Raw genomic sequence first — 24,083 nt, forward strand, 5'->3', positions numbered from 1 at the left:
GCCCGAGATCGGCCGCGCCGATGGCCGGCCCGGGCGCCAGCGCGGCCGCCCGCTCCATCACGTTGCGCAGCTCACGCACGTTGCCGGGCCAGCGATGATCGAGCAGCGCCCGCTGTGCGTCGTTCGTCAGGTGCAACGGGCGCGCGCCTGCCGCGCATGCCAGGAAATGCGCGGCCAGCGGCAGGATGTCGGCCACGCGATCCGCGAGCGGCGGCAGGTGCAGCGGAATCACGTTCAGCCGGTAGAACAGGTCTTCGCGAAACGTGCCGTTCGCGACGGCCTCGGCTAGATCGCGGTGCGTCGCGGCCACCACCCGGATGTCGATCGCCGTCGGACGATCCGCGCCGAGCGGCATCACCTCGCGCTCCTGCAGCGCACGCAACAGCTTGGCCTGCATGGCCGTGGGCATGTCGCCGATCTCGTCGAGAAACAGCGTGCCGCCGTCGGCCTCGACGAGCCGCCCGGCGCGATCGACGTGCGCCCCCGTAAACGCGCCGCGTCGATGCCCGAACAGTTCGCTTTCGAGCAGCTCGGCCGGAATCGCCGCGCAGTTGACCGCGACGAACGGCCCGGCATGCCGCATCGACGCGGCATGCAACACGCGCGCCGCCACTTCCTTGCCGGTGCCCGTCTCGCCGGTGACGAGCACGGTCGCGTCGCTCGTCGCGGCCCGGCCGATCTGCTTCTGCACGTCGCGCATCGCGGCGCTCACGCCCAGCAGCCGGGGGCGGGCCGACGCGGGTTCGCGCGCAAACCCGCCGCCGTGCGGCTCGACGGCCGCCGGCGGCGCGTTCGCGGAAACGACGCGCGCGAGCAGTTGCGCGATGTCGCGACGCCCGATCGGCTTGGTCAGGTGATCGAACGCACCGAGCCGCATCGCGTCGATCGTGTTGTCGCTGGTCGCATGCGCGGTCAGCATCACGACCGGGATAGCCGCCAGCGCGGGATCGTCGCGCAGCTGTGCGAGCACCGCGAGCCCGTCGAGGTCCGGCAAGCGGAAATCCAGAAAGATGCAGTCGACGCGGCCGCCGTCGCGCAGTGCGCTCAACGCCGCGCGCCCGGCTTCGGCTTCGACGACCCGATGACCGAGATCGGCGAGCGTCTCGGCCAGGCCGTCGCGAAATGCCGCGTCGTCGTCGACTATGAGGATGGTTGCCATGGGATTTCAATGACGAAGGATGCGCCGTGCGGAACGTCGTCGAGCCAGGCCTGGCCGCCATGCGCCGCGGCCACTTCGCGGACGACAGCAAGACCGAGGCCGGTGCCGTCCGCCCGCCCCGTCACGAACGGCTCGAAAATCCGCTCGCGCTGCTCGGCGGGAACCCCGGGGCCGGTATCCGACACGGTGATCCTCAGCCAGTCGCGTCCGGCGAACGTCCGACGCGCGGCGGCGAGCGTGACCGCGCCGCCGTCGCCGGCATGGCGCAGTGCATTGAGCAACAGGTTGTCGAGCGCGCGGCGCATCTGGTCGGGATCGAACACGGGGAACGCGGCGGGCTGCGCAAGGCGTTCGCCCTGCTCGCCGGGCAGCCATGCGAGATCGATCGCCTGCCGCTGCGCCAGCTCGCGGTGCGCGTCGACGACCTGCGCGAGCCACGCGTCGACATCGACGCGCGTCGCATGCGGGCTGACCGGCTGGGTCAGCGCGAGCAGGCCCGACAGCTGCGCATCGATGCGTTCGATCTGCGCCAGGATCACGCGCAGCGCGTCCTGCTGCCGTCGGCTGTCGCCGGCCAGCGCGTTTTCGGCTTTCAGGCGCATCGCGCCCATCGGGTTGCGAATCTCGTGCGCGACCTGCGCGGCCAGTTTGCCGAGCATCCCGAAGCGTTCCGCCTGCGCGAGCCGCGTGCGGAGTTCGGCGGCCTGCTGTTGCAGTTGCTCGGCGCGCCGTGCATGCGCGTTGAACGCATCGATGATCCGGTCGAGATCGGGCTCGCCGACATACGGCAAGTGCGGTGCGCGGCCGTCGGGCGCCAACCCGGCCTCGATCCTCGCGAGATTGCCCTTCCAGCGCCGCAGCGCGATGGCGAGCGCCGCCGCAATCGCGAGAATCACCGCGAGCACGCCCGCAAGGCCCGTCGCCAGCAGCTCGCCGTGCCGGCCGAGCGGCGGGCGGGCGCGCGTCAGCATCCAGACGAACAGCCCCGATCCGGCGCGGACCGGACACGCCGCCGCGATCACGGCATCCTGCGCGCCCTCGACGGCATTCGACGTCGTGGCACGCGTCGCGGCGGCCGCGCGCAGCGTGCGGAGAATCAGCGGCGTTTCCGCGTCCGGCACGTCGCGCTTGATGCCGCTGCCTTGATAAGTCGGAAAGGAATACGCAAGAAAACCGCTCGCCGCGGGTGCGCCGCCGGCCGTCCAGAAACCGCCTTCCATGTCCGGCGCGCGCGCCAGGACGATATCGAGGATCGCATGCATCAGCGCCGAATCGGGCTGCGCGCCGGCCGGCGCGGACGCATCGTAGCGCGACGCGACCGCTTCGCAGGCCGCTTCGCCCGCGGCCCGCGCGCCGGCGATCTGCTGCCCTTCGGCGGAACTGGCCATCACCCAGACGACCGCGACGAGCGTCGCGCAGAGCGTCGCGACGAGCGCCCAGAGCATGACGAGTTGAGTGGAAAACGGCGGACGCTTCATCGGATCGGGCAGGCGGTCGAGGGCGACAGGATAACGTAAAGCATACGACGCCGGGACCCGCGCCGCCGGCCTGCCGGATCGGGCAGGCCATCGCGCCGGACGGCAGCGGCCGCCATCGGGAAAGGCCGCTGAAAGATCGAACCGCTAGACTGCCTCCGGCTCGACGCGGTGGAGAATCCCGACAGTTTCAGGACAATCACGCCGGTCAGGCAGGACCTGTTCCCGTGGACGTTCCGCGACGAGCTGAGCTGGGTCGAGCCGTACTACGCGCGCTTCGGCGATCGCCGCCTGCCGGCGATCATCGCGCCGCGCCGCCCGTTCAGCGAATGGCGGCTCGGCGGCGATGTGACCGCGGTGTGGGGCGCACCGCTGCCGTAACGGTCGCCCGCGCGCGTTCGGGAGGTTTTGCCGTCGCGAACCGCCGCGACGGCGAAACGAGCTGGGCCGCGACCACGGATCGTGTCGACGCCCGTTTCAGCCGCTTTCCAGTGCGAAATTGTTCGGGCGACGCACGACCTCGCGCGACCTCGCGCGAACGGCGCCGGCCAGGCCATTCATGTATCAGCGTGCAGCGCCCGGGACGGACTCGTTCATCGCGTCGCCGTATCGCTCCGCGCGCTCGACGATGCGCGCGAGCCGGATGATGTCGGTCAGCGCGAAATCGTTCGCGTCCGGCCTCGGACGATCGTGCTCGTCCGCCACGCGCATCGCGAACGCGAGCGCTTCCGAGCGCTCGCGCAACAGCGTGCGCAGTGCATCCGCGATGATCCGGCGGTCGCGCGGATCGCCCAGGCCGAGCGCGGCCCCGTGATCGTATTCGACGGCCGGCGTCGCGAGCGGCGACGCCGTCAGCATGGAGATCCCGCGCATCGGTACCGTGTTCCGTTTCATGTCCACCTCCCGTTGACGGGCGGCCAGGGCGCGACGCCTCACCGCCGGTTCGACCGCGACACCACGTCGATCCACACCGCCAGCACCAGCACCGCGCCCTTGACGATCATCTGCCAGTACGCGTCGACGTCGAGCATCGACATGCCGTTGTCGAGGCTCGCCATCACGAGCGCGCCGATCAGCGCGCCGTACACGGTGCCCGAGCCGCCGCGCATCGACGTGCCGCCGATGAAGCACGCGGCGATCGCGTCGAGTTCGCCCATCGTGCCCGCCGACGGCGAACCGGCCGCGAGCCGCGCGGTGTTCACGATGCCCGCGAACGCGCACATCAGCCCCATCAGCGCGAAGATCGCGAGCTTCACTCGGTCGGTATCGACGCCGGACAGCCGCGTCGCCTCGAGATTCGAGCCCACCGCATAAATGCGCCGGCCGAACACGGTCTGCGTCGCGATCCACGAGAAGATGCCGAGCAGCGCGAGCAGCAACAGCACCGGCACCGGAATGCCGCCGTAGCGGTCGAGCGTCGCGACGAACGCGAACAGCACGGCTCCCGCGCCCACGATCTTGACGGCGTCCTGCCACAGCGGCGCGACCGCAAGCCGGTAGCGGTGCCGCGTGCCGCGCTGGCGCACGACCAGCAGCGCGACGAGCGCGAACAGCAGCAGCGCGAGGCCGTCGCCGGCCACGCGCGGCAGGTAGCCCTGCCCGAGGAACACGAAGCCGTCGGACACCGGGGCGATCGTCGAGCCGCCCGTCACGCCGAGCAGGATCCCGCGAAACGCGAGCATCCCGCCGAGCCCGACGATGAACGACGGCACGCGCCGGTAGGTCGACCACCAGCCGTTGAAGAGCCCGATCAGCACACCGAGCGCGAGCACCGCCGGGACCGTCGCGGCGACGGGCCAGTGGCGGTTCACGTCGAGGATCGCCGCGACGCCGCCGAGCAGCCCGAGCAGCGAGCCGACCGACAGGTCGATCTCGCCCGCGATGATCACGAACACCATCCCGCACGCGAGCATGCCGGTGATCGACATCTGCCGCAGCAGGTTCGACACGTTGCGCGGCGTGACGAACGCGCCGTCGGTCAGCACCGAGAAGAACGCCCAGATCGCCGCGACCGCGAGCAGCAGCGCGAGGATCTTGTAGCGCACGAATATCTGGCGAAGCTGGCTGCCGGTCGAGCGCCCGGCCGGTTGCCCTGCTTCGTGGCCGCTTGAACGGCGCGCATCCGCGTCCTGCGTCGCCGGGGTGGAGGAAGAAAGTTCGGAATTCATGTCGCACTCGTTGCGGTGGGTTCGGTCGGCCGCCTGCCGGATTTCAGCGCGGCGCCGAGGATCTGTTCCTGTGTCAGGCCGTCGTTGACGAAGTCGCCGCGCAGCTCGCCTTCGCCGATCACCAGCACGCGATCGGCGAGCCCGAGCACCTCGGGCATTTCCGACGACACGACGATCAGCGCGACGCCGCGCTTCGCGAGCGCGAACACGAGGCGGTAGATCTCCGCTTTCGCGCCCACGTCGACGCCGCGTGTCGGCTCGTCGAGAATCAGCACCTGCGGCTCGGCCAGCAGCATCTTCGCGAGCACGGCCTTCTGCTGGTTGCCGCCGGACAGGCTCGCGATCGGCAGGAACGGATGCGCGGCACGCACCGACAGCCGCTGCATCTCGGTGCGGATCGCGTCCAGCTCGGCGGCCGCGTCGATCCGCCCGCGCGCCGCGAAGCGCCGCAGCACCGTCAGCGTGATGTTGTGGCCCACACCGAGCTGCGGCACGATGCCGTGGCGCTTGCGGTCCTCGGGCACCATCGCGATGCCCGCGCGGATCGCGTCGGCGGGCGTGCGGATCGACAGCGGCCGGCCGTTCATCAGCACGGTCGCCGTGCACGCGCCCGGATACGCGCCGAAGATCGCCTGCATCAGCTCGGTACGACCCGCGCCGACGAGCCCCGCGACGCCGAGGATCTCGCCGCGCCGCACGCTGAACGACACGTCGTCCACCCGCTTGCGGCGCGGATTCGTCACGTCGCGGCAGGTGACGTTGCGCGCTTCCAGCACGACGTCGCCGATCTCGTGCGGCTCGCGCGGGTACAAATCGCGAATCTCGCGGCCGACCATCATCGCGATGATCCGGTCGGTCGTCAGCGCGCGCATCGGCTCGGTCGCGACATGGCGGCCGTCGCGGATCACCGTCACCGTGTCGCACACCGCCTCGACCTCGTCGAGCTTGTGCGAGATGTACACGCACGCGACGCCGCGGCGCTTCAGGTCGCGCACGATGTCGAGCAGGATGCGCGTTTCGGACGCGCTCAGCGACGACGAAGGTTCGTCGAGGATCAGCAGCTTCGCGCGCTTGTTCAGCGCCTTCGCGATCTCGATCAGCTGCTGGTGGCCGCCGCCGTAGTTCATCACCGGCTGCGCGACGTTGATCGAGTCGATCCGCAGTTCATGCAGCAGCGCCTCGGCACGCTGCACCATCGCCGCATAGTTCATGCGCCCGCCCGGCAGCGTGATCTCGTTGCCGAGAAAGATGTTCTCGGCCACCGACAGCTCGGGCACGAGCATCAATTCCTGGTGGATGATCACGATGCCCGCGCGCTCGGTGTCGCGCACGCCGGACGCGACGAGCGGCGCGCCCTCCCAGCGGATCTCGCCCTCCCACGTGCCGTGCGGATACACGCCCGACAGCACCTTCATCAGCGTCGATTTGCCCGCGCCGTTCTCGCCGCACAGCCCCACGCACTCGCCCGGCCGCACCACCAGGTCGATGCCGTCGAGCGCCTTCACGCCGTCGAATTCCTTGACGATGCCGCGCATCGTCAGCAAGGGTTCGGTCATTCGCTCATGCCTCGCAGTGTGCGCGCGGACGCACCGGTGGGACGCCCGCGCGCCGCGTCGTTACTGGCTCGCCAGCTGCGCCTGGGTATAGAAGCCGTCCTTCACGACGACGTCGACGTTGCGCTTGGTCAACAGCGTCGGCAGCAGCAGCACCGTGTCGACCTTCTTCTTGCCGTTGTCGTATTGCGCGTTGAACGCGGGTTTCGTGCCCTTCGCGAGATCCACCGCGAGTTTCGCCGCTTCGCTCGCGATCAGCTTGAGCGGCTTGTAGACGGTCATCGTCTGCGTGCCGGCGATCACGCGCTTGACCGCGGCGAGATCCGCGTCCTGCCCGGACACCGGCACCTTGCCGGCCAGGTGCTGCGCGGCGAGCGCCTGGATCGCGCCGCCCGCGGTGCCGTCATTCGACGCGACGATCGCGTCGATCTTGTTGTTGTTCGCGGTCAGCGCATCCTCGACGATCCGCAGCGCGGTCGACGCGCTCCACTCCGGCACCCACTGCTGGCCGACGACCTTGATGTCGCCGCGATCGATCGCCGGCTTCAGCACCTTCAGCTGCCCTTCGCGCAGCATCTTCGCGTTGTTGTCGGTCGGCGCGCCGCCGAGCAGGAAATAGTTGCCCTTCGGCTTCGCGTCGACGACGCCCTGCGCCTGCAGTTCGCCGACCTTCTCGTTGTCGAACGAGATGTACGCGTCGACGTCGGCGTCAAGGATCAGCCGGTCGTACGACACCACCTTGATGCCGGCCTTGCGCGCTTCGGCGACCACGTTGCCGAGCGTCTTCGAGTTGAACGGGACGATCACGATCACGTCCACGCCGCGCGAGATCAGGTTCTCGATCTGCGAGATCTGTCGCGCCTCGCTCGCGTCCGCGGACTGCACGGACACCTTCGCGCCGAGCTTCGTCGCGGCGGCCACGAAATAGTCGCGGTCGCGCGACCAGCGCTCGACGCGCAGGTCGTCGATGCAGAAGCCGATTTCAGGCTTGTCCTTGCTCGCATGCGCGAGCGGGGCGCCCAGTGTCAGGATCGCCAGCGCAGCGGCGCCGGCAAGCGAGCTCAATACCGTACGACGTTTCACGGATTTCATGTCTCCATTCCTCTCTTTATAGGACTACTCCACGAACGCCGGGCAGCCGCCGAAGCCGGTCGCCCATCGTCTTGCCACCGCGCGGCACGGCTTCGTGCGGTGTGTCACACGCCCGTCACGCGCCTGTCGCAAACACCGGCTCGAGCGCCCGATACAGCGCGCGAAACGTCGGCCGCCGCGCGTCGCGATACCACGCGTGGCGCGCCATGTCGGGCTCCCGTACCGCGACGACGGGCGGCTGCGGGCACACCGCGTCGAGCGGCGCATCCGGTTCGAGCGCGAGATGCGCGAGCCGCGCGGCGCCGAGCGCCGGGCCGACTTCGCCGCCCGCGCGCAGGGTCAGCGCGCGGCCGCTCAGGTCGGCCAGCATCTGCGTCCAGTACGCGCTGCGCGAGCCGCCGCCGATCACCGTGATGCCGTCGGGCGCGAGCCCGGCCGCATGCAGCGCGTCGATTCCGTCGAGCAGCGCGAAGCCGACGCCTTCGAGCGTCGCGTTCGCGAGATCCGCACGCCGCGTATCGGGCGTCATCCCGTAGAACACGCCCTTCGCATTCACGTCGTTGTGCGGCGTGCGCTCGCCGCTCAGGTAAGGCAGGAACCACGGGCGCTCCGCGCGCGCGTTCGCTTCCGCGTCGGCGAGCAGCGCGGCAACGCCGTCGTAGCCGGCCAGCTGCGCGGTGAAATCGACGCAGCCGGCCGCATTCAGCATCACCGACATCAGGTGCCAGGTGCGCGGCAACGCGTGACAGAAACTGTGAACCGCCGATTCCGGATTCGCGCGAAAACCGTCCGACACCGCGAAGTAGACGCCCGACGTGCCGAGCGACAGCAGCGCGTCGCCGGGCCGCACGATACCGACGCCCACCGCGCCGGCCGCGTTGTCGCCCCCGCCCGCGACGACCGGGATCTCACGCAGCCCGAGCGCGCGTGCGACGGCCGGCAGCAGCGTGCCGGTGATGCGGTTGCCTTCGAACACGGCGGGCATCTGCGCGCGCGAGAGCCCGCATGCGGCGAGCAGCGTGTCGTCGTAATCGCGCTTCGCGACATCGAGCCACAGCGTGCCGGCCGCATCCGACGGATCGGTCGCGAACGCGCCGGTCAACCGGTAGCGCAGATAATCCTTCGGCAGCAGCACGTGGGCGATCCGCGCGAATACGTCCGGCTCGTGCCGGCGCACCCACAGCAGCTTCGGCGCGGTAAAACCCGGCATCGCGAGATTGCCGGCGACGGCGCGCAGCGTGGGCGCGCGCCGCTCGAGTTCCGCGCACTCCGCATCCGCGCGGCCGTCGTTCCACAGGATCGCGGGGCGCAGCACGTCGCCCTGCGCGTCGAGCAGCGTCGCGCCGTGCATCTGCCCGGTCAGGCCGAGCGCATCGATGGCGCGCGGATCGATGCCGGCCGCGCGTGCATCGGCGACGAGCGCCGCCAGCGCACCGCACGCCGCGTCCCACCAGTCGCGCGGCGCCTGTTCGGACCAGCGCGGCCGCGGCCGGCTCACCGCCAGCGGCCGGCTCGCGCTGGCCCGCACCGCGCCGTCGCGGTCGAGCAGCACGGCCTTCACGCCCGACGTACCGAGGTCGACTCCGATGTACATGGCGTCAGCGCAGCCCGTAGATGGCCTGGTTCACGATGTTCTCGAGCCGCTCCTGCCCGCCGCTCGCATGCTGCGGGTTCACGCCGCGCGCGAGCGCGTCGGCGGCGAGCGATTCCAGCGTGTAGCCGCCGGACAGGATCTCGCGGCCGAACGCGCTGTCCCACTGCGCGTAGCGCTGCCGGCGCAGCGCGTCGAGCCGGTCGTTCGCGACCAGCACGGCGGCGCGCTCGAGCGCGAGCGCGAGCACGTCGATCGCGCCCACATGGCCGTGGAACAGGTCTTCCGGATCGACGCTCTGGCGCCGCACCTTCGCGTCGAAGTTCATGCCGCCGGTGGTGAAGCCGCCGTGGCGCAGGATCTCGTAGAACGCGAGGGTCAGCTCCTCGACGCTGTTCGGGAACTGGTCGGTGTCCCAGCCGTTCTGCGGATCGCCGCGATTCGCATCGACGCTGCCGAACACGCCGAGCGCGAACGCGTTCGCGATCTCGTGATGGAACGAATGGCCGGCGAGCGTCGCGTGGTTCGCCTCGATGTTCACGCGGATCTCGTTCTGCAATCCGTATTGCGTGAGGAAACCGTGCACGGTCGCGACGTCGTAGTCGTACTGGTGCTTGGTCGGCTCCTGCGGCTTCGGCTCGATCAGCAGCGCGCCCTTGAAACCGATCCGGTGCTTGTGCTCGACGACCATCGACAGGAACCGCGCGAACTGCTCGCGCTCGCGCACGAGATCGGTATTGAGCAGCGTCTCGTAGCCTTCGCGGCCGCCCCACAGCACGTAGTTCTCGCCGCCGAGCCGGTGCGTCGCGTCGAGCGCGTGGCGCACCTGGGTCGCCGCCCACGCGAACACGTCGGGATTCGGGTTGGTCGCCGCGCCCGCCGCGAAGCGCGGATGCGAGAACAGGTTCGCGGTGCCCCACAGCAGCCGCACGCCGGTGGCCTGCTGACGCTCGCCCAGGTAGTCCGTCATCCGCGCGAAATTCTCGACGTATTCGCGCAGGCTGTCGCCTTCCGGCGCGACGTCGGTGTCGTGGAACGTATAGAACGGCGTGCCGAGCTTCGTGAAGAACTCGAACGCCGCATCCGCCTTCTGCCGCGCCCGCTCGAGCGGGTCGCCCGGCTGCTGCCACGGCCGCCGGAACGCGCCCTGGCCGAAGATATCGTGCCCCGGCCACACGAACGTATGCCAGTAGCACACCGCGATGCGCAGGTGTTCCTCGAGCGTCTTGCCGAGCACCTGCTTCGTGCGGTCGTAATGGCGGTAGGCAAGCGGGTTGTCCGATTGCGGACCTTCGTAGCGAATCGCGGGAATCTGTTCGAAATACGACATGGCGTCTCCGTCCGGTTTCTTATTGCAGTGCGGCGCGCGGCGCGTTGGCGTGCGGGCCGAATTCGGTCTGGCTGGATCGTGCCCGCGCGCCCCCGCCCCCGCAATTGCGAAATTGCGCAGCACGCTTAACGTTTCTTGCCAGCGCGCTGCGCACCGCACGCGTTCCGTCCTACAATCGCCGGACACCAGACAAGCGCGCGGCACCGTCCGCGCACCCGGAGACAACGGCGCGACGCCCCGCACGGCACGCGCCTCGAGACCGAGATGACCCGCGCCCCTTCCAGCCAGACACCGCACCGCATCGCGCTGCTGTTCAACGCCAACAAGGTCTACGACCGCGAGATCATCAGCGGCATCGGCCAGTACCTGCGCTCGACGCGCGTGGTGTGGGACCTGTTCCTCGAGGACGACTTCCGCTGCCGGCTCGCCGGCATCGAGCATTTCGACGGCGACGGCATCATTGCCGACTTCGACGATCCCGCCGTCGCCGACGCGCTCGCCGGCTCGCCGCTGCCGATCGTCGCGCTCGGCTCGTCCTACGAAGATCCCGCGCAGTATCCGGACGGCGTGCCGTATATCGCGACCGACAACGCGAAGCTCGTGTCGCTCGCGTACACGCACCTGATCGGCGCCGGGCTCGCACACTTCGCGATGTACAGCCTGCCCGACGCGCAGCAGAACCGCTGGGCGCAGCAGCGCGAGCTGGCGTTCGACCGGCTCGCGCGCGCGGACGGGCTCGACGCGCCGATCTACCGCGGGCTGTCGACGAGCGCATCGGCATGGAATCACGCGATCGAGCAGCTGATCAGCTGGCTGCATGCGCTGCCGAAACCCGTCGGCATCATCGCGGTGACCGACGCGCGCGCGCGGCACCTGCTGCAGGCCTGCCTGATCGCCGGCCTCGCGGTGCCGGAACAGGTCGCGATCATCGGCATCGACAACGATCCGCTCACGCGCACGCTGACGCGCATCCCGCTGTCGTCCGTGATCCAGGGCACCGAGGAAATGGGCCGGACCGCCGCGCACCTGCTGCACCAGATGCTGCGTGGCGTGCGTTTTCCCGACCGGCGCATTCTCGTGCCGCCCGTCGGGATCAACGTGCTCGAATCGACGCGCCACCAGCCGCTCACGAGCCCCTACGTGATGCGCGCGCGCCACTTCATTCGCCAGTACGCGTGCCAGGGCATCAAGACGGAACAGGTCGCCGACTACGTCGGCGTGTCGCGCTCGCTGCTCGAAGAGCACTTCCGGCGCGAACTGCAGCGCACCGTGCACCAGGAAATCCTGCGCCACAAGCTCGAAGCGGCGCAGGCGCTGCTTGCCGGCCGGCAGGCGTCGAGCGCCGAAGTCGCGATCCGCTGCGGGTTCACGTCGCTTCAGTACATGTACGCGGTATTCCGCCGCGAGCTCGGATGCACGCCGCGCGAATACCAGGAACGCACGATCGCCGCGCACTGAAGCCGGCCTTACCCATCGAATCCACCCATGCATATCGATACCGACTCTCCCCGCCCGGCGCCCGGCGTCGCACGCGTCCCTTCCGAACCGTGGGGCACGCTGCCCGACGGCGACGCGGTGCGGCGCTATACGCTGCGTAACGCGCACGGGATGCGCGTCGTCGTCAGCGACCTCGGCGCGACCGTCGTGTCGTGGCTCGCGCCCGACCGCGCCGGACGCTTCGCCGACATCGTGCTCGCGCACGACACGCCCGCCGAATACGTCGAATCGGGCGCCTACCTCGGCGCGACGGTCGGCCGCTGGGCGAACCGGATCGCCGGTGCGCGCTTCACGCTCGACGGCGTCGACTACCGGCTCGACCGCAACGAGCGCGGCAATCTGCTGCACGGCGGCGCGAACGGCTTTCACCGGCAGCGCTGGGCCGTCGTCGACGATTGCGGCGGGTTGACGCTGCAACTCGATTCGCCGGAAGGCGACGCGGGTTTTCCGGGCAACGTGAGCGTGCAGGTTCGTTACGCGCTCGACGACGACGGCACGCTGACGATCGACTACACCGGCGTCACCGACGCGCCCACGCCGCTCAACCTGACGAATCACAGCTATTTCAACCTCAGCGGCCGCGCGGGCGGCGACGTGCGCGGCCACGTGCTGAGCATCGACGCCGACGCGTTCCTCGAGGTCGACGACGCGCTGATCCCGACCGGCACCGCCGACGTGACCGGCACCGCGTTCGACTTCCGGCACAGCGCACCGCTCGGCGCGCGCCTCGACTGGCCGCACGCGCAGCTCGCGCGGGCGCGCGGGTTCGACCACTGTTTCGTGCTGCGCGACGGCGCGCACGCGCTCAGGCCCGTCGCGGCGATCTACGATCCGGAAAGCGGCCGCGAGCTGCTCGTGTCGACGGATCAGCGCGGCCTGCAACTCTATACGGGCAACTACCTGGACGGCGTACGCGTGAGCGGCGGCACGCGCTGCGCGCGACACGCCGCGCTGTGCGTCGAAGCCGGCGGCTTTCCGGACCAGGTCAACATGGACGGCCTGCGCGACGCCGCCATCGTCCAACCGGGTGCCGTCTATCGACAGACCACGCAGTACCGCGTCGGCGTTCGCGCCTGACGCGGTGTACGCCGGCGGCGCGCCTACGTCGCGCACCGCTGCCCGGTCGATCCCGCCCCGCTGCGCCGCACGCGCGGTGCGATCCCCGGTGCGATCCCGGTGTGATCCCCTACGCGCGCCGCATCGTCGACACGAGCGCCGCATCCTCGCCCGTCCCGGCCGGCCGTGCCGATGCGGCGTCGGCCGGCCGCGGCCGTTCGCCCAGCCCCGTGCCGCCGGTGCGCCGCCGCGCGGCATGCCGCTCGATCACCCGTTGCAGCACGCAGAACACGCACAGCAGCGCGCCGATCACGATCCGCGTCCACCACGAGCTCAACGTGCCGTCGAACGTGATCAGCACCTGGATCGTGCCGAGGATGCCGACCCCGAACACCGAGCCGATCACGTAGCCCACGCCGCCCGTGAGCAGCGTGCCGCCGATCACGGTCGCGGCGATCGCGTCGAGCTCCATTCCCTGCGCCTGCAGCCCGTAGCCCGACAGCACGTACAGCGTGAACACCACGCCGCCGAGCGCCGAGCAGAAGCCGCTCAGCGCGTAGACGCCGATCTTCGTGCGCGCGACCGGCAAGCCCATCAGCAGCGCCGAACGTTCGTTGCCGCCGATCGCATACACGTTGCGGCCGAACCGCGTGAAATGCGCGACGTAGATCGCGGCGGCCAGCGTCGCGAGCGCGATCAGCGCGCCCGCGCTCAGCGTGCCGCCGCCGACCGGCACGCTGATGCCCGCGATCGCATGAAACGTCGGCTCGTTGATCGTGATCGACTGCGTCGTGATCAGGAAGCACGCGCCGCGCGCGAGAAACATTCCGGCGAGCGTCACGATGAACGGCTGCAAGCGAAAGCAATGGATCAGCGCACCCATCGCCGCGCCGTACAGCGCGCCGAACGCCAGCACGAGCGGCACGATGACCCACACCGGCCAGTGCAGCCGCTCGGCGCCGACCGCGCAGAGGATCGTTGTCAGCGCAACGACCGAGCCGACCGACAGGTCGATCCCGCCCGACACGATCACGAACGTCATCCCGATCGCGACGATCAGCAGGAACGCGTTGTCGACGAGCAGCCCGGTGAGCACCTGCATCGAGAAAAATCCCGTGTACATCACGGACCCGAAACCGAACAGCGCGACGAACAGCAGGATCGTCACGACGATCGGCAGCGTGCGCGGGTCGGCGAGCCGGCCAAGGAATCGGGTCATCGGGGCGTCGCTCCGGTGGTGGCGCGCGAACGCGCGGATGGCAGCAGCCGTGACGCATGCCGGACGACGAGCGCGCGCGCCGCCTCCGACTGGATCAGCGTCACGACGATCACGACGACCGCCTTGACGACGAGCGTCGCCTCCGGCGGCACGCCGATCGAATAGGTCGTGTAGGTGAGCGTCTGGATGATCAGCGCGCCGAGCACCGAGCCGGCGAGGCTGAAGCGGCCGCCGAGCAGCGACGTGCCGCCGAGCGTCACCGCGAGGATCGCGTCGAGTTCGAGCAGCAGCCCGGCGTTGTTGCCGTCGGCGCTGCGCACGTTCGAACTCGCGAGGATGCCGGCGAGCGCCGCCATCACGCCCGAACACAGATACACGCCGAACACGACCGCACCCGCGCGCAGCCCGACGAGCCGCGTCGCGACCGGATTCACGCCGATCGCGCGTATGAACAGCCCGAGCGCCGTGCGGTTCACCAGCAGCGCGGTCGCCGCGATCGTCGCGATGGCGATCCACACCGCGCACGGCACGGTCGCGAGATAACCGCCGCCGAGCGCGAGATAGCCGGGCGCGCCGATCGGGATGATCTGGCCGCCCGTCAGCAGCTGCGCGACACCGCGGCCGGCCACCATCAGGATCAGCGTCGCGATGATCGGCTGCATCCCGACGAACGCGACGAGCAGCCCGTTCCAGGCGCCCGCGAGCAGGCCGACGCCGAGCGCGGCGGCCAGCGCGGCACCGACCCGCGACGGATCGGCGTCGAGCACGATCGCCGCGGCCGCGCCGGCGATCGCGACGATCGCGCCGACCGAGATATCGATCCCGCGCGTCGCGATCACGAGCGTCATCCCGAGCGATACGATCACGAGCGGCGCCGCGCGGTTCAGGATGTCGATCGGCGCGCCGAACAGGTGGCCGTCGAGCAGCGCGATCGACAGAAAACCCGGACGATGCGCGACATCGAGTGCGAACAGCAGCGCGAGCGTCAGCACCGGCCACGCGAGCGAATGACGAAACAGCGTGCGCAGCGGCGTCATGACTGGCCTCCCGCGATCAGACGGTACACCTGCTCCTCGGATGCATCGGCGCCGGTCAGCTCGGCGACCTTGCGACGGTCGCGCAGCACCGCGATCCGGTGGCTCACGCGCACGACCTCGCCGATCTCCGACGAGATGAACAGGATCGCGAGCCCGGTCTTGCACAGCGCGAGCACGCGCTCCATGATGTCGAACTTCGCGGCGACGTCGATCCCGCGCGTCGGTTCGTCGAGAATCAGCAGCTTCGGGTCCGTCGCGAGCCAGCGCGCGAGCAGCACCTTCTGCTGGTTGCCGCCCGACAGCAGGCCGATCGGCTGCTCCGCGTCGCGCGCCTTGATGCCGAGCCGGGCGATATACGAATCGGCGATCTCGCGCTGGCGCGCGCGCCCGATCAGCCGCCACCAGCCGCGCCGCGCCTGCAGCGCGAGGATGATGTTCTCGCGGATCGACAGCGCGGCGACGATACCCTCCTTCTTGCGGTCTTCCGGGCAGTACGCGATGCCGTGCCGCACCGCGTCGTGCGGCGACGCGAGCCGCGTGCGCGTGCCGTCGATCTCGATCGCGCCGGTGTCCGGGCGCTCCGCGGCGAACGCGAGCTGCGCGGTTTCGGTACGCCCCGAGCCGAGCAGCCCGGCCAGCCCGACGATCTCGCCGGGCCGCACGTCGAGATCGAGCGCGCTCATCATCCCGCGCCGGCCGACCTGCTGCATCGACAGGAACGGCGCGGCGTCGCCCGCGGTGCGCACGGCGGCCGCGGCACCCGCCTGCAGCGTATCGGACATCCGCTCGCGGCCGGTCATCTTCGCGACCAGCACATCGACCGGCAGGTCGCGCGCCAGGTACTCGCCTTCGCGCTCGCCGTTGCGCATCACGGTGATCCGGTCGGACACCGCATAGGTCTGCTCGAGAAAGTGCGTGACGAACAGGATCGCGATGCCCGACGCCTTCAGCCGGCGCAGCACGTCGAACAGCCGCGCGACCTCGCCGTCGTCGAGGCTCGACGTCGGTTCGTCGAGGATCAGCACGCGCGCGTCGACGGAGACGGCGCGCGCGATCGCGACCATCTGCTGCACGGCGATCGGGTACGCGTCGAGCGAGCGCGTGACGTCGAGCGACAGGTCGAGTTCCGCGAGCGCCGCGCGCGCACGCGCATGGATCGCGTTCCAGTCGATCGCGCCGCGCCGCATCGGCTGACGGCCCGCGAAGATGTTCTCGGCGACCGACAGGTTCGCGCACAGGTTCACTTCCTGATAAAGCGTCTGGATCCCGGCCGCCTCGGCTTCGCGCGGCGCGGCGAAGCGCACGGGCCGGCCGCCGACGCAAATCTCGCCCGCGTCGTGCGCATGCACGCCGGTGAGCACGTTGATCAGCGTCGACTTGCCCGCGCCGTTCTGCCCCATCAGCGCGTGGATCTCGCCGGGAAACAACCGGAAGTCCACGCGCTGCAGCGCGCTGACACCCGGAAATGACTTGTCGATGCCGGTCATCTCGACCACCGGCGATTGCGTCATGACCCCTCCGTCGAAACGGTTGCGAAACGGTTGCGAAACGGTTGCGAAACGGTTGCGAAGCGGTTGCGACTCGGGCGGCAGCCGCGCCGCCGCCCGCGCGGGACATCAGTACTTGCGGGTCGGCAGCACCTGGGCCGCGACGTTCATCGGGAACACCGTCTCGTTCGTGACGATCCGCTTGGGCAGCTGTTTGCCGGCGACCACGTCCTTCACCGCGCTCATCAGCTGCGGGCCGAGCAGCGGGCTGCATTCGACGTCGACGTTGATCTTGCCGGCGATCATCGCCTGGAAACCGCCCTTCGTCGCATCGAACGACACGACGCTCACGTCCTTGCCGGGCTTGATCCCGGCTTCCTCCATCGCCTGGATCGCGCCGAGCGCCATGTCGTCGTTGTGCGCGTAGACGACGTTGATCTGCTTGCCGTAGGTCTTCGCGAACGCTTCCATCACCTGCTTGCCGCCGGCGAGCGTGAAGTCGCCGCTCTGCGACGCGATCACCTTGAATTTCGGATTGTTCTTGATCACTTCGAGCAGGCCCGCGCGGCGATCGTTGGCCGGCGCGGAGCCGACGGTGCCCTGCAGTTCGACGATATTGATCGGGCCCGCGTCGTTCTTGTAGCGCTCTTCCATCCAGTGGCCGGCGCGCCGCCCTTCCTCGAGGAAGTCCGAACCGATCATCGTCACGTACAGCGACGGGTCCTTCACGTCGACCGCGCGATCGGTCAGGATCACCGGGATATGCGCGGCCTTCGCTTCGGTCAGCACCGGTTCCCAGCCCGATTCGACGACCGGCGAGAACGCGATCACGTCGACCTTCTGCGCGATGAACGAGCGGATCGCGCGAATCTGGTTCTCCTGCTTCTGCTGCGCGTCCGAGAATTTCAGGTTGATGCCGGCGTCCTTCGCCGCGCCCTTCACCGACACGGTGTTCGCAGTGCGCCACGCGCTTTCCGCGCCGACCTGCGAGAAACCGAGCGTGATCGGCTTCTGCTGCGCGAACGCGCCGTGCGCGAACACCGTCGCCGCGGCGACGAGCGCGCCGGCCGTCAGCTTCCTGAAGAATGTCATGGTCCGTCTCCGATGATGTCGTTGTATGCCGCTGCGCTGTTGTGGTTCTGCGTGGCGCGGGGATGCGGGTCGGGCTGCAGACCGGGCTGGCGCGTGCGGCCGGCCCGGTCTGCATGCCCCGCATCAGTCTATGAACAAGTCCGATAACCTTCCAATGAAATATTGGATTCGGGCGATATCGGAATCGGCATACGTATAAATACCTAAACGGGCCGGGGGACGGGCGCGGCGGAGATGGGGAAAGAGGCCGGCTATACGAGCGCGCAAGGCGCGATCATGGGCGGCTTCGTGAACTGGAGCGGCGCGCCGGGCTCGGTCGCGAGCGGCTGGCTGATGGATCGCCTCGACCGCTACCGGATGATCGCCGCGAGTTTTTGCCTGGCGGCACGGTCGCTCCGGGCCGCGCACGGGATGCAGTCGACGTTCCGGCCCCAGCAGGTGCTCGCCTTTGCCTGGAGATGATTCATTCCCGGCGCCCATACCGGCATGAACGCGTTGACCGCGCGCTTCTACCCGACCGTCGCGCGTTCGACCGGCTTGAGCTGGTGCATGCGTTCGGAGGGCTGGGCGCGATCGGCAGCGCATTTGCCGGCGCGGCCCTCCTCAGCGCGGGGCTGGGGTTCGGCCAGATTCTTCCGCTGATGGCCGACGTGCCGCTGATCGGCGCGGTAGCGGGGCTCGTGAAGCGCCGGGCGCCGGGCGCTGGCCGATGAGTCGAAGGGAGCGGCCGTGAATTCCGCGGCGGAGGTTTCCGCGAATACCTGACGAGAGCCGTCGCGACAGCGCTCAAATCCGGCAGGCCGCCACTTTCCTGTCGGTCTCGCCAACGATCTCCGCGGTCAACGAGCGGATAACGACTTGTGTCCCGTTGCCTTCAACGCGACATTGACATCATCGCGCGTGTTGACGATACGGCCTTCCACCTTGCAATCCGATTGCACCGGCTTCGCACCGACTGCAAATCCCACGCCGCCGAGATCGGTTGCTACCCATTGCGCGTTGCGCCTTTCAAGCGCGAACTTCATGATCTCGACCTGGTCATCCGTCATCTCCAGGCTGCCGTCCTTATCCGTCAAGCCAATACATGCGAAGGCGGCATCGTGATCCTTGATCAGGTCGACCACGAAATAGCGGTAATCCTTCAGGTCCGGTTCGCTGTCGTTCAGCCGGTGAATGGCAGCCAGTATATGGGCGCGGTCAGGGTCGCTCTTGTCCAGATCGCGGGCATACGTCACGTTGGCGACGGTCGCGACGAGGATCAATGCGCATGCAGTGAGCCTGGATAGCTTTGTCATCAAGATTCGAAAAAAAAGTAACCGGGATCGCCCCGTCATCGATGTGCTGCCGTCATCCGGCACAAGCGCCAGTCGATAGTCGTCATCCGTTGCGTCATAGCCGGTCGGGAGCCGATACGCTACCACCAAAGACGGCGACAGATGGCTTTTGTTCACCTCATGCGCGTTGCCCTGGTTCCCACCCAACGTTGCCAACGATTGCAGATGTTGATGAGCATCGAAGCGATCGCGCCGTACACCGGCTTGTTCCCCTTGGTCGGCTTCCCCCACTTCAGGAAACTGCTTGCCATCGCATTGGTCTTTCCCTTCGTCCCCTCATAGCCCGCGCGCTGCAGACACGAGTTCACGAATGCCGCACAGTATGCGGCGGAATTCGGATCAGCCTTGGTTTGCGACGTCGCACCGAAATACTCCTTGATGTGCTCGGTGGAAACGTCTCCTCCCTTGCGCTTGATGCCGACGCGACACTCCTCCTCTGCATACGTCATCCACGGTGCATGCCTGGCACTCGGCGCCTTGGTTTTCGGGTAATCGCTCTCGTCCCGGGAACGGACAGCATGCACTTCCGGCGCCGGCTTTGGACGGACGATCCGGCGCCCACAGGTGCCGCCACAGAGGATGAGCCTGCCGCCACCGGTTCGGCGGCCGTTGCCGCACCCGGTGACGAAGACGGGTGCGCATGTGCCTTCGGTACGGCCAGTACCCGATGCGGATACAGAAAGTACGGCGATGCAATGCCGTTCAGACGCGCCAGTACGCGATAGCTCGTCGAGTATTTTTCACGGTGTGCTCGCCGCATCACCCGCGCCGGCCGGCCGGATGACGGGCCGGTCGCTCACGCCGGCCAGGATTACCGCGCATCGCCATCGCCGGCGACGCCGAGCCGCCGGTCGATGCCGCTGTCGCGACCGCGCGGCGTCTCGCCGCCCCGATTCGGCACGACGCCGGCCGCATGCGGCCGACCGTCGTCGGCCGCGCGCGCCGGGTTCAACGCTTGCAGCACGCTGGCGCGCCCACCGTCGTCATCGGGCAATTGCGGCATCCCGCGTGCAAAGGCCGGCACGACCGCCGCCGCGAGCAGCGCGGCGATCGCCAGCCGGGAAAGGCGCTTCATCGCCTGTCTCCCGGTCACTGCGCGCTGACGGCCGGCACCGGCGTCGACGCGGTCGCGGTGGCCTGCTCGCCGTGCGCGATCGCATAAAGCTCGCGATTGCGCGCGATCGTCTGCGGGCTCGGCGGATAGTCCCAGTTCGACATGGGCACGGTGCCGTCGCGCTGCGCCTGAACGAGCTCGGCGATCACGTCGGCACGGGTCGGGCCCGACGACGACGCTTGCGCGAAAGCGGCTACCGGCGTGCCGATGGCGAGGGCGAGCAGCGCGGTCGCTGCGATCAGTCTGCGATTCATGATGAAACTCCCCAGAACGGTTAGATGAGGACGCATCGTCGATGCGCCGCCGGCGGTGCCGCGGATGCGGTTCTCCGCCCGACGTCTTCATTCTGGTGACTGCGGCCGGCACGACGCTGACCGTTACATGACAATCCTGAAATCTGCGGCGCCACGCGCAGATAACAGTTTCGTAATCTTCGAGTCAGGGCCGGGTCAACGCGGCACCGGCAGACTGCACGCTCGTCGCATCCATCGCGGCGCCCTTGCCCTGCTTCGAGGAAAACATCATGTGGATCGTCCGGCTGGCGTTACGCAGGCCCTATACGTTCGTCGTGCTCGCACTGCTGATCTTCATCGCGGGCACGCTCGCGATCCTGCGCACGCCGACCGACATCTTTCCGAACATCGACATCCCGGTCGTCAGCATCGTCTGGTCGTACAACGGCTTTTCCGCCGAGGACATGGCCAAGCGCATCACGACCAACTACGAGCGCGCGCTCACGTCCGACGTCGACGACATCGAGCACATCGAATCGCAATCGCTGAACGGCGTGTCGGTCGTGAAGATCTTCTTCCACCCCGGCGCGGACATCAATCGTGCGATTGCCGAAGCCTCGAGCAACTCCGCGTCGATCCTGCGGATCCTGCCGCCGGGCACGCTGCCGCCGAACATCATCACGTACAACGCGTCGACGGTGCCGATCCTGCAGCTCGGGTTGTCGAGCAGCACGCTCGCCGAGCAGCAGCTGTACGACCTCGGCAACAGCTTCATCCGCACGCAGCTCGCGACCGTCCAGGGCGCGGCCGTGCCGCTGCCGTTCGGCGGCAAGGTGCCCGAGATCGTCGTCGACCTGAACATGCGCGCGCTGCAGGCCAAGGGGCTCGCGCCGATCGACGTGGTCAACGCGATCAACGCGCAGAACCTGATCCTGCCCGGCGGCACCGCGAAGATCGGCGCGCGCGAATACAACGTGCAGATGAACGGCAGTACGCAGACCGTCGCCGCGCTGAACGACCTGCCGGTTAAGACCGTCGGCGGCAACGTCGTCTATGTGCGCGACGTGGCCCACGTGCGCAACGGCTACGCGCCGCAGACCAACATCGTGCGCAGCGACGGCAAGCGCGCGGCGCTGCTGACGGTCGAGAAGACCGGCAGCGCATCGACGCTGACGATCATCGGCCAGGTGAAGGCGATGCTGCCAAAGATCGCGGCCGGCCTGCCGAAGGCGCTGCACATCACGCCGCTCGGCGACCAGTCGGTGTTCGTGAAAGCGGCGATCCAGGGCGTCGCGCGCGAAGCGCTGATCGCCGCGTGCCTGACGGCGCTGATGATCCTGCTGTTCCTCGGCAGCTGGCGCGCGACGCTGATCATCGCCGTGACGATCCCGCTCGCGGTGCTGACGTCGCTGTGCGCGCTGGCCGCGCTCGGCGAGACGATCAACATCATGACGCTCGGCGGGCTCGCGCTCGCGGTCGGGATTCTCGTCGACGATGCGACCGTCGCGATCGAGAACATCACGCACCACCTCGAACGCGGCGCGCCGCTCGAGGAGGCGATCCTGACCGGCGCGGGCGAGATCGCCGTGCCGACCTTCGTGTCGACGCTGTCGATCTGCATCGTGTTCGCGCCGATGTTCCTGCTGACGGGCGTCGCGCGCTACCTGTTCGTGCCGATGGCCGAAGCGGTGATCTTCGCGATGATCGCGTCGTACTTCTTCTCGCGCACGCTGATCCCGACGCTCGCGATGGTGCTGATGCGCGCCAAGGGGCACGGCAAGCCGCCGCGCGGCATCTTCGCTCGCTTCGCGCGCTTCCAGGCCGCCTTCGAGCACCGTTTCGAAGCGGTCCGCGCGCGCTATCGCGCGCTGCTGTCGGCCGCGATCGCGAACCGGCGCCGCTTCGCGGCCGCGTTCCTGCTCGCCTGCGTGGCTTCCACGAGCCTGTTCGCCGTCGCCGGGCAGGATTTCTTCCCGTCGGTCGATACCGGCGAGATCCGGCTGCACCTGCGCGCGCCGACCGGCACGCGGATCGAGGAGACCGCGCGCCTGACCGACGAGGTCGAGACGCGGATCCGCTCGGTGATCCCCGCGAACGAACTGGCCGGCGTGCTCGACAACATCGGCGTGCCGGTCAGCGGGATCAACCTGACCTACGACTCGTCCGATCCGGTCGGCGCCGGCGATGCCGACATCATGATCACGCTGAAGCCGAACCACCGGCCGACCGCGCAGTACGTGACGAAGCTGCGCAACCTGCTGAACCAGGCGTTCCCGGGTGTGACCTTCGCGTTCCTGCCGGCCGACATCGTCAGCCAGATCCTCAACTTCGGGTTGCCTGCGCCGATCGACATCCAGATCGTCGGCAACCGGCTCGATGCGAACCGCGCGGTCGCGAACCGGCTGCTCGCGCAACTGCGCGGCGTGCGCGGCCTCGTGGACGCACGCATCCAGCAGCCCGGCGACGCACCCGCGATCAACGTCGACGTCGATCGCACCAAGGCGATCCAGGCCGGGCTCCAGCAGCGCGACGTCGCGCAGAACCTGCTGATCGCGCTGTCCGGCAGCTCGCAGACCACGCCGAACTTCTGGCTGAACCCCGCCAACGGCGTCAGTTACCCGGTGCTGGTGCAGACGCCGCAGTACGACGTCAATTCGCTGCAGTCGCTCGCGAACATCGCGATGCCGACCGCCGCGCAATCGCCGCAGACGCCCGCGGGCGGCCCCGCGGCCGGCGCGGGCGCGCAGAACCTGCTCGGCACGCTGGGCACCTTCTCGCGCGCCGAGCAGCAGGCCGTCGTGTCGCACTACAACGTGCAGCCGGTGCTCGACATTTTCGCGTCGGTGCAGGACCGCGATCTCGGCGGCGTGACGGCCGACGTGACGAAACTCGTCGACGCCGCACGCGCGCAACTGCCGCCCGGCTCGTCGATCGTGCTGCGCGGCCAGGTGCAGGCGATGCACCAGTCGTTCGCGGGGCTGCTGAGCGGCCTCGTGCTCGCGATCGCGCTGGTCTATCTGCTGATGGTCGTGAACTTCCAGTCGTGGCTCGACCCGCTCGTGATCGTCAGCGGCCTGCCCGCGTCGCTCGCGGGCATCGCGTGGATGCTGTTCGTCACGAACACGACGCTGTCGGTGCCCGCGCTGACCGGCACGATCCTGTGCATCGGCATCGCGACCGCGAACAGCATTCTCGTCGTCAACGCAGCGCGCGAGCTGAGCGCCGGCGGCACGCCGCCGTGGCAGGCCGCGCTCGACGCGGGGTTCAGCCGGTTCCGCCCGGTCGTGATGACCGCGCTCGCGATGCTGATCGGCATGCTGCCGATGGCGCTCGGCCTCGGCGACGGCGGCGAACAGAACGCGCCGCTCGGCCGCGCGGTGATCGGCGGCCTCGCGTTCGGCACGGTGTCGACGCTGCTGTTCGTACCCGTCGTGTTCGGCTTCGTCCATGCGTGGCTCGAACGGCGACGCGATGCGGCCGCCGCACGCCGCGTGCCGGACACGCCGGCACTGCCTTGAGCACGGATACCCGGATAGCTGGACTGGATACCCGCCGATTTCCTCCGACTCGCCCGACTTCGAACCCATCATGAACGACTCGACCGAACCTCTCGCCCCGCTTTCCGCCGAAACGGCGGCGGTGCCGC

The 24,083-nt window shown here is 69.0% G+C and carries 22 protein-coding genes; 6 read left to right on the forward strand and 16 right to left on the reverse strand.

Annotated elements, in window-relative coordinates; all coding sequences use genetic code 11:
• Together ABY44_RS12730 and ABY44_RS12735 are read right to left on the reverse strand one after the other, a co-directional pair.
• On the reverse strand, positions 1-1,159 hold a 1,159-nt coding region (locus tag ABY44_RS12730; protein ID WP_431641266.1), incomplete at its 3' end, for a sigma-54-dependent transcriptional regulator.
• On the reverse strand, positions 1,141-2,637 hold the full coding sequence (locus ABY44_RS12735) for a sensor histidine kinase (protein ID WP_060174472.1): 1,497 nt from the start codon (positions 2,635-2,637) through the stop codon (positions 1,141-1,143). The genes ABY44_RS12730 and ABY44_RS12735, both read right to left, overlap by 19 nt.
• A gap of 168 nt (positions 2,638-2,805) precedes the next feature.
• On the opposite strand from ABY44_RS12735, the gene ABY44_RS12740 reads away from it, so the two are divergent.
• A complete protein-coding gene (locus tag ABY44_RS12740; RefSeq protein WP_060174473.1) occupies positions 2,806-3,015 on the forward strand; it encodes a hypothetical protein in 210 nt (69 codons plus the stop codon).
• A 183-nt stretch (positions 3,016-3,198) separates the two neighbouring features.
• On the opposite strand, the gene ABY44_RS12745 is transcribed toward ABY44_RS12740, so the two are convergent.
• From ABY44_RS12745 to xylA, 6 genes are all read right to left on the reverse strand, one after another.
• Positions 3,199-3,528 (reverse strand): hypothetical protein, encoded by a 330-nt coding sequence (locus tag ABY44_RS12745; RefSeq protein WP_060174474.1) that lies wholly within the window; start codon positions 3,526-3,528, stop codon positions 3,199-3,201.
• A gap of 38 nt (positions 3,529-3,566) precedes the next feature.
• Positions 3,567-4,802, reverse strand: coding sequence for a sugar ABC transporter permease (locus ABY44_RS12750; protein WP_060174475.1), 1,236 nt, complete (start codon positions 4,800-4,802; stop codon positions 3,567-3,569).
• Positions 4,799-6,358 (reverse strand): D-xylose ABC transporter ATP-binding protein, encoded by a 1,560-nt coding sequence (xylG, locus tag ABY44_RS12755; RefSeq protein WP_060174476.1) that lies wholly within the window; start codon positions 6,356-6,358, stop codon positions 4,799-4,801. The genes ABY44_RS12750 and xylG overlap by 4 nt, the downstream gene beginning before the upstream one ends.
• Before the next feature lie 60 nt (positions 6,359-6,418).
• A complete protein-coding gene (xylF, locus tag ABY44_RS12760; RefSeq protein ID WP_060174477.1) occupies positions 6,419-7,447 on the reverse strand; it encodes a D-xylose ABC transporter substrate-binding protein in 1,029 nt (342 codons plus the stop codon).
• A gap of 115 nt (positions 7,448-7,562) precedes the next feature.
• Positions 7,563-9,041 carry a xylulokinase gene (xylB, locus tag ABY44_RS12765; RefSeq protein ID WP_060174478.1) on the reverse strand — a complete coding sequence of 493 codons (1,479 nt, stop codon included), beginning with the start codon at positions 9,039-9,041 and terminating at the stop codon, positions 7,563-7,565.
• A 4-nt stretch (positions 9,042-9,045) separates the two neighbouring features.
• Positions 9,046-10,368, reverse strand: coding sequence for a xylose isomerase (xylA, locus tag ABY44_RS12770; RefSeq protein WP_027792866.1), 1,323 nt, complete (start codon positions 10,366-10,368; stop codon positions 9,046-9,048).
• A 264-nt stretch (positions 10,369-10,632) separates the two neighbouring features.
• On the opposite strand from xylA, the gene ABY44_RS12775 reads away from it, so the two are divergent.
• Both ABY44_RS12775 and ABY44_RS12780 read left to right on the forward strand, forming a co-directional pair.
• The gene (locus ABY44_RS12775) at positions 10,633-11,826 is read left to right on the forward strand and encodes a XylR family transcriptional regulator (protein WP_027792867.1); all 1,194 of its coding nucleotides are present in this window, start codon (positions 10,633-10,635) and stop codon (positions 11,824-11,826) included.
• Between the two features lie 27 nt (positions 11,827-11,853).
• A complete protein-coding gene (locus ABY44_RS12780) occupies positions 11,854-12,942 on the forward strand; it encodes an aldose epimerase family protein (protein WP_060174480.1) in 1,089 nt (362 codons plus the stop codon).
• A gap of 109 nt (positions 12,943-13,051) precedes the next feature.
• Here ABY44_RS12780 and yjfF read toward each other — a convergent pair whose 3' ends face one another.
• The 4 genes from yjfF to ABY44_RS12800 all read right to left on the reverse strand — a co-directional run bounded on the left by yjfF (position 13,052) and on the right by ABY44_RS12800 (position 17,756).
• A complete protein-coding gene (gene yjfF, locus ABY44_RS12785; RefSeq protein WP_027792869.1) occupies positions 13,052-14,140 on the reverse strand; it encodes a galactofuranose ABC transporter, permease protein YjfF in 1,089 nt (362 codons plus the stop codon).
• On the reverse strand, positions 14,137-15,177 hold the full coding sequence (locus tag ABY44_RS12790; protein ID WP_060174481.1) for an ABC transporter permease: 1,041 nt from the start codon (positions 15,175-15,177) through the stop codon (positions 14,137-14,139). The genes yjfF and ABY44_RS12790 overlap by 4 nt, the downstream gene beginning before the upstream one ends.
• The gene (locus tag ABY44_RS12795) at positions 15,174-16,688 is read right to left on the reverse strand and encodes a sugar ABC transporter ATP-binding protein (protein WP_060174482.1); all 1,515 of its coding nucleotides are present in this window, start codon (positions 16,686-16,688) and stop codon (positions 15,174-15,176) included. The genes ABY44_RS12790 and ABY44_RS12795 overlap by 4 nt, the downstream gene beginning before the upstream one ends.
• A 105-nt stretch (positions 16,689-16,793) precedes the next feature.
• Positions 16,794-17,756: an ABC transporter substrate-binding protein gene (locus ABY44_RS12800; protein WP_059686211.1), complete on the reverse strand. Its 963-nt coding sequence runs from the start codon at positions 17,754-17,756 to the stop codon at positions 16,794-16,796.
• Positions 17,757-17,990: 234 nt separating this feature from the next.
• Between ABY44_RS12800 and ABY44_RS12805 the strand changes: the two genes are divergently transcribed.
• Positions 17,991-18,218 (forward strand): hypothetical protein, encoded by a 228-nt coding sequence (locus tag ABY44_RS12805; RefSeq protein WP_060174483.1) that lies wholly within the window; start codon positions 17,991-17,993, stop codon positions 18,216-18,218.
• Positions 18,215-18,469 carry a hypothetical protein gene (locus ABY44_RS12810; RefSeq protein ID WP_060174484.1) on the forward strand — a complete coding sequence of 85 codons (255 nt, stop codon included), beginning with the start codon at positions 18,215-18,217 and terminating at the stop codon, positions 18,467-18,469. The genes ABY44_RS12805 and ABY44_RS12810 overlap by 4 nt, the downstream gene beginning before the upstream one ends.
• 126 nt (positions 18,470-18,595) lie before the next feature.
• Here the strand turns inward: ABY44_RS12810 and ABY44_RS12815 are convergent, their stop codons facing one another.
• From ABY44_RS12815 to ABY44_RS12830, 4 genes are all read right to left on the reverse strand, one after another.
• Complete coding sequence (locus tag ABY44_RS12815; RefSeq protein WP_155638005.1) at positions 18,596-19,207, reverse strand: hypothetical protein; 612 nt, start codon at positions 19,205-19,207, stop codon at positions 18,596-18,598.
• Positions 19,204-19,539: a hypothetical protein gene (locus ABY44_RS12820; protein WP_155638006.1), complete on the reverse strand. Its 336-nt coding sequence runs from the start codon at positions 19,537-19,539 to the stop codon at positions 19,204-19,206. The genes ABY44_RS12815 and ABY44_RS12820 overlap by 4 nt, the downstream gene beginning before the upstream one ends.
• A 362-nt stretch (positions 19,540-19,901) precedes the next feature.
• Positions 19,902-20,165, reverse strand: a complete 264-nt coding sequence (locus tag ABY44_RS12825) for a hypothetical protein (protein WP_060174486.1) — start codon at positions 20,163-20,165, stop codon at positions 19,902-19,904.
• Positions 20,166-20,179: 14 nt separating this feature from the next.
• Positions 20,180-20,458: a DUF4148 domain-containing protein gene (locus ABY44_RS12830; RefSeq protein WP_027792873.1), complete on the reverse strand. Its 279-nt coding sequence runs from the start codon at positions 20,456-20,458 to the stop codon at positions 20,180-20,182.
• Positions 20,459-20,727: 269 nt separating this feature from the next.
• Here ABY44_RS12830 and ABY44_RS12835 point away from each other — a divergent pair, with 269 nt between their 5' ends.
• Positions 20,728-23,955 carry an efflux RND transporter permease subunit gene (locus ABY44_RS12835; protein ID WP_059699599.1) on the forward strand — a complete coding sequence of 1,076 codons (3,228 nt, stop codon included), beginning with the start codon at positions 20,728-20,730 and terminating at the stop codon, positions 23,953-23,955.
• Positions 23,956-24,083 lie beyond the last annotated feature (128 nt).

The organism is Burkholderia sp. ZZQ-2 (genome assembly GCF_050768715.1).
Lineage (GTDB): Bacteria > Pseudomonadota > Gammaproteobacteria > Burkholderiales > Burkholderiaceae > Burkholderia > Burkholderia cepacia.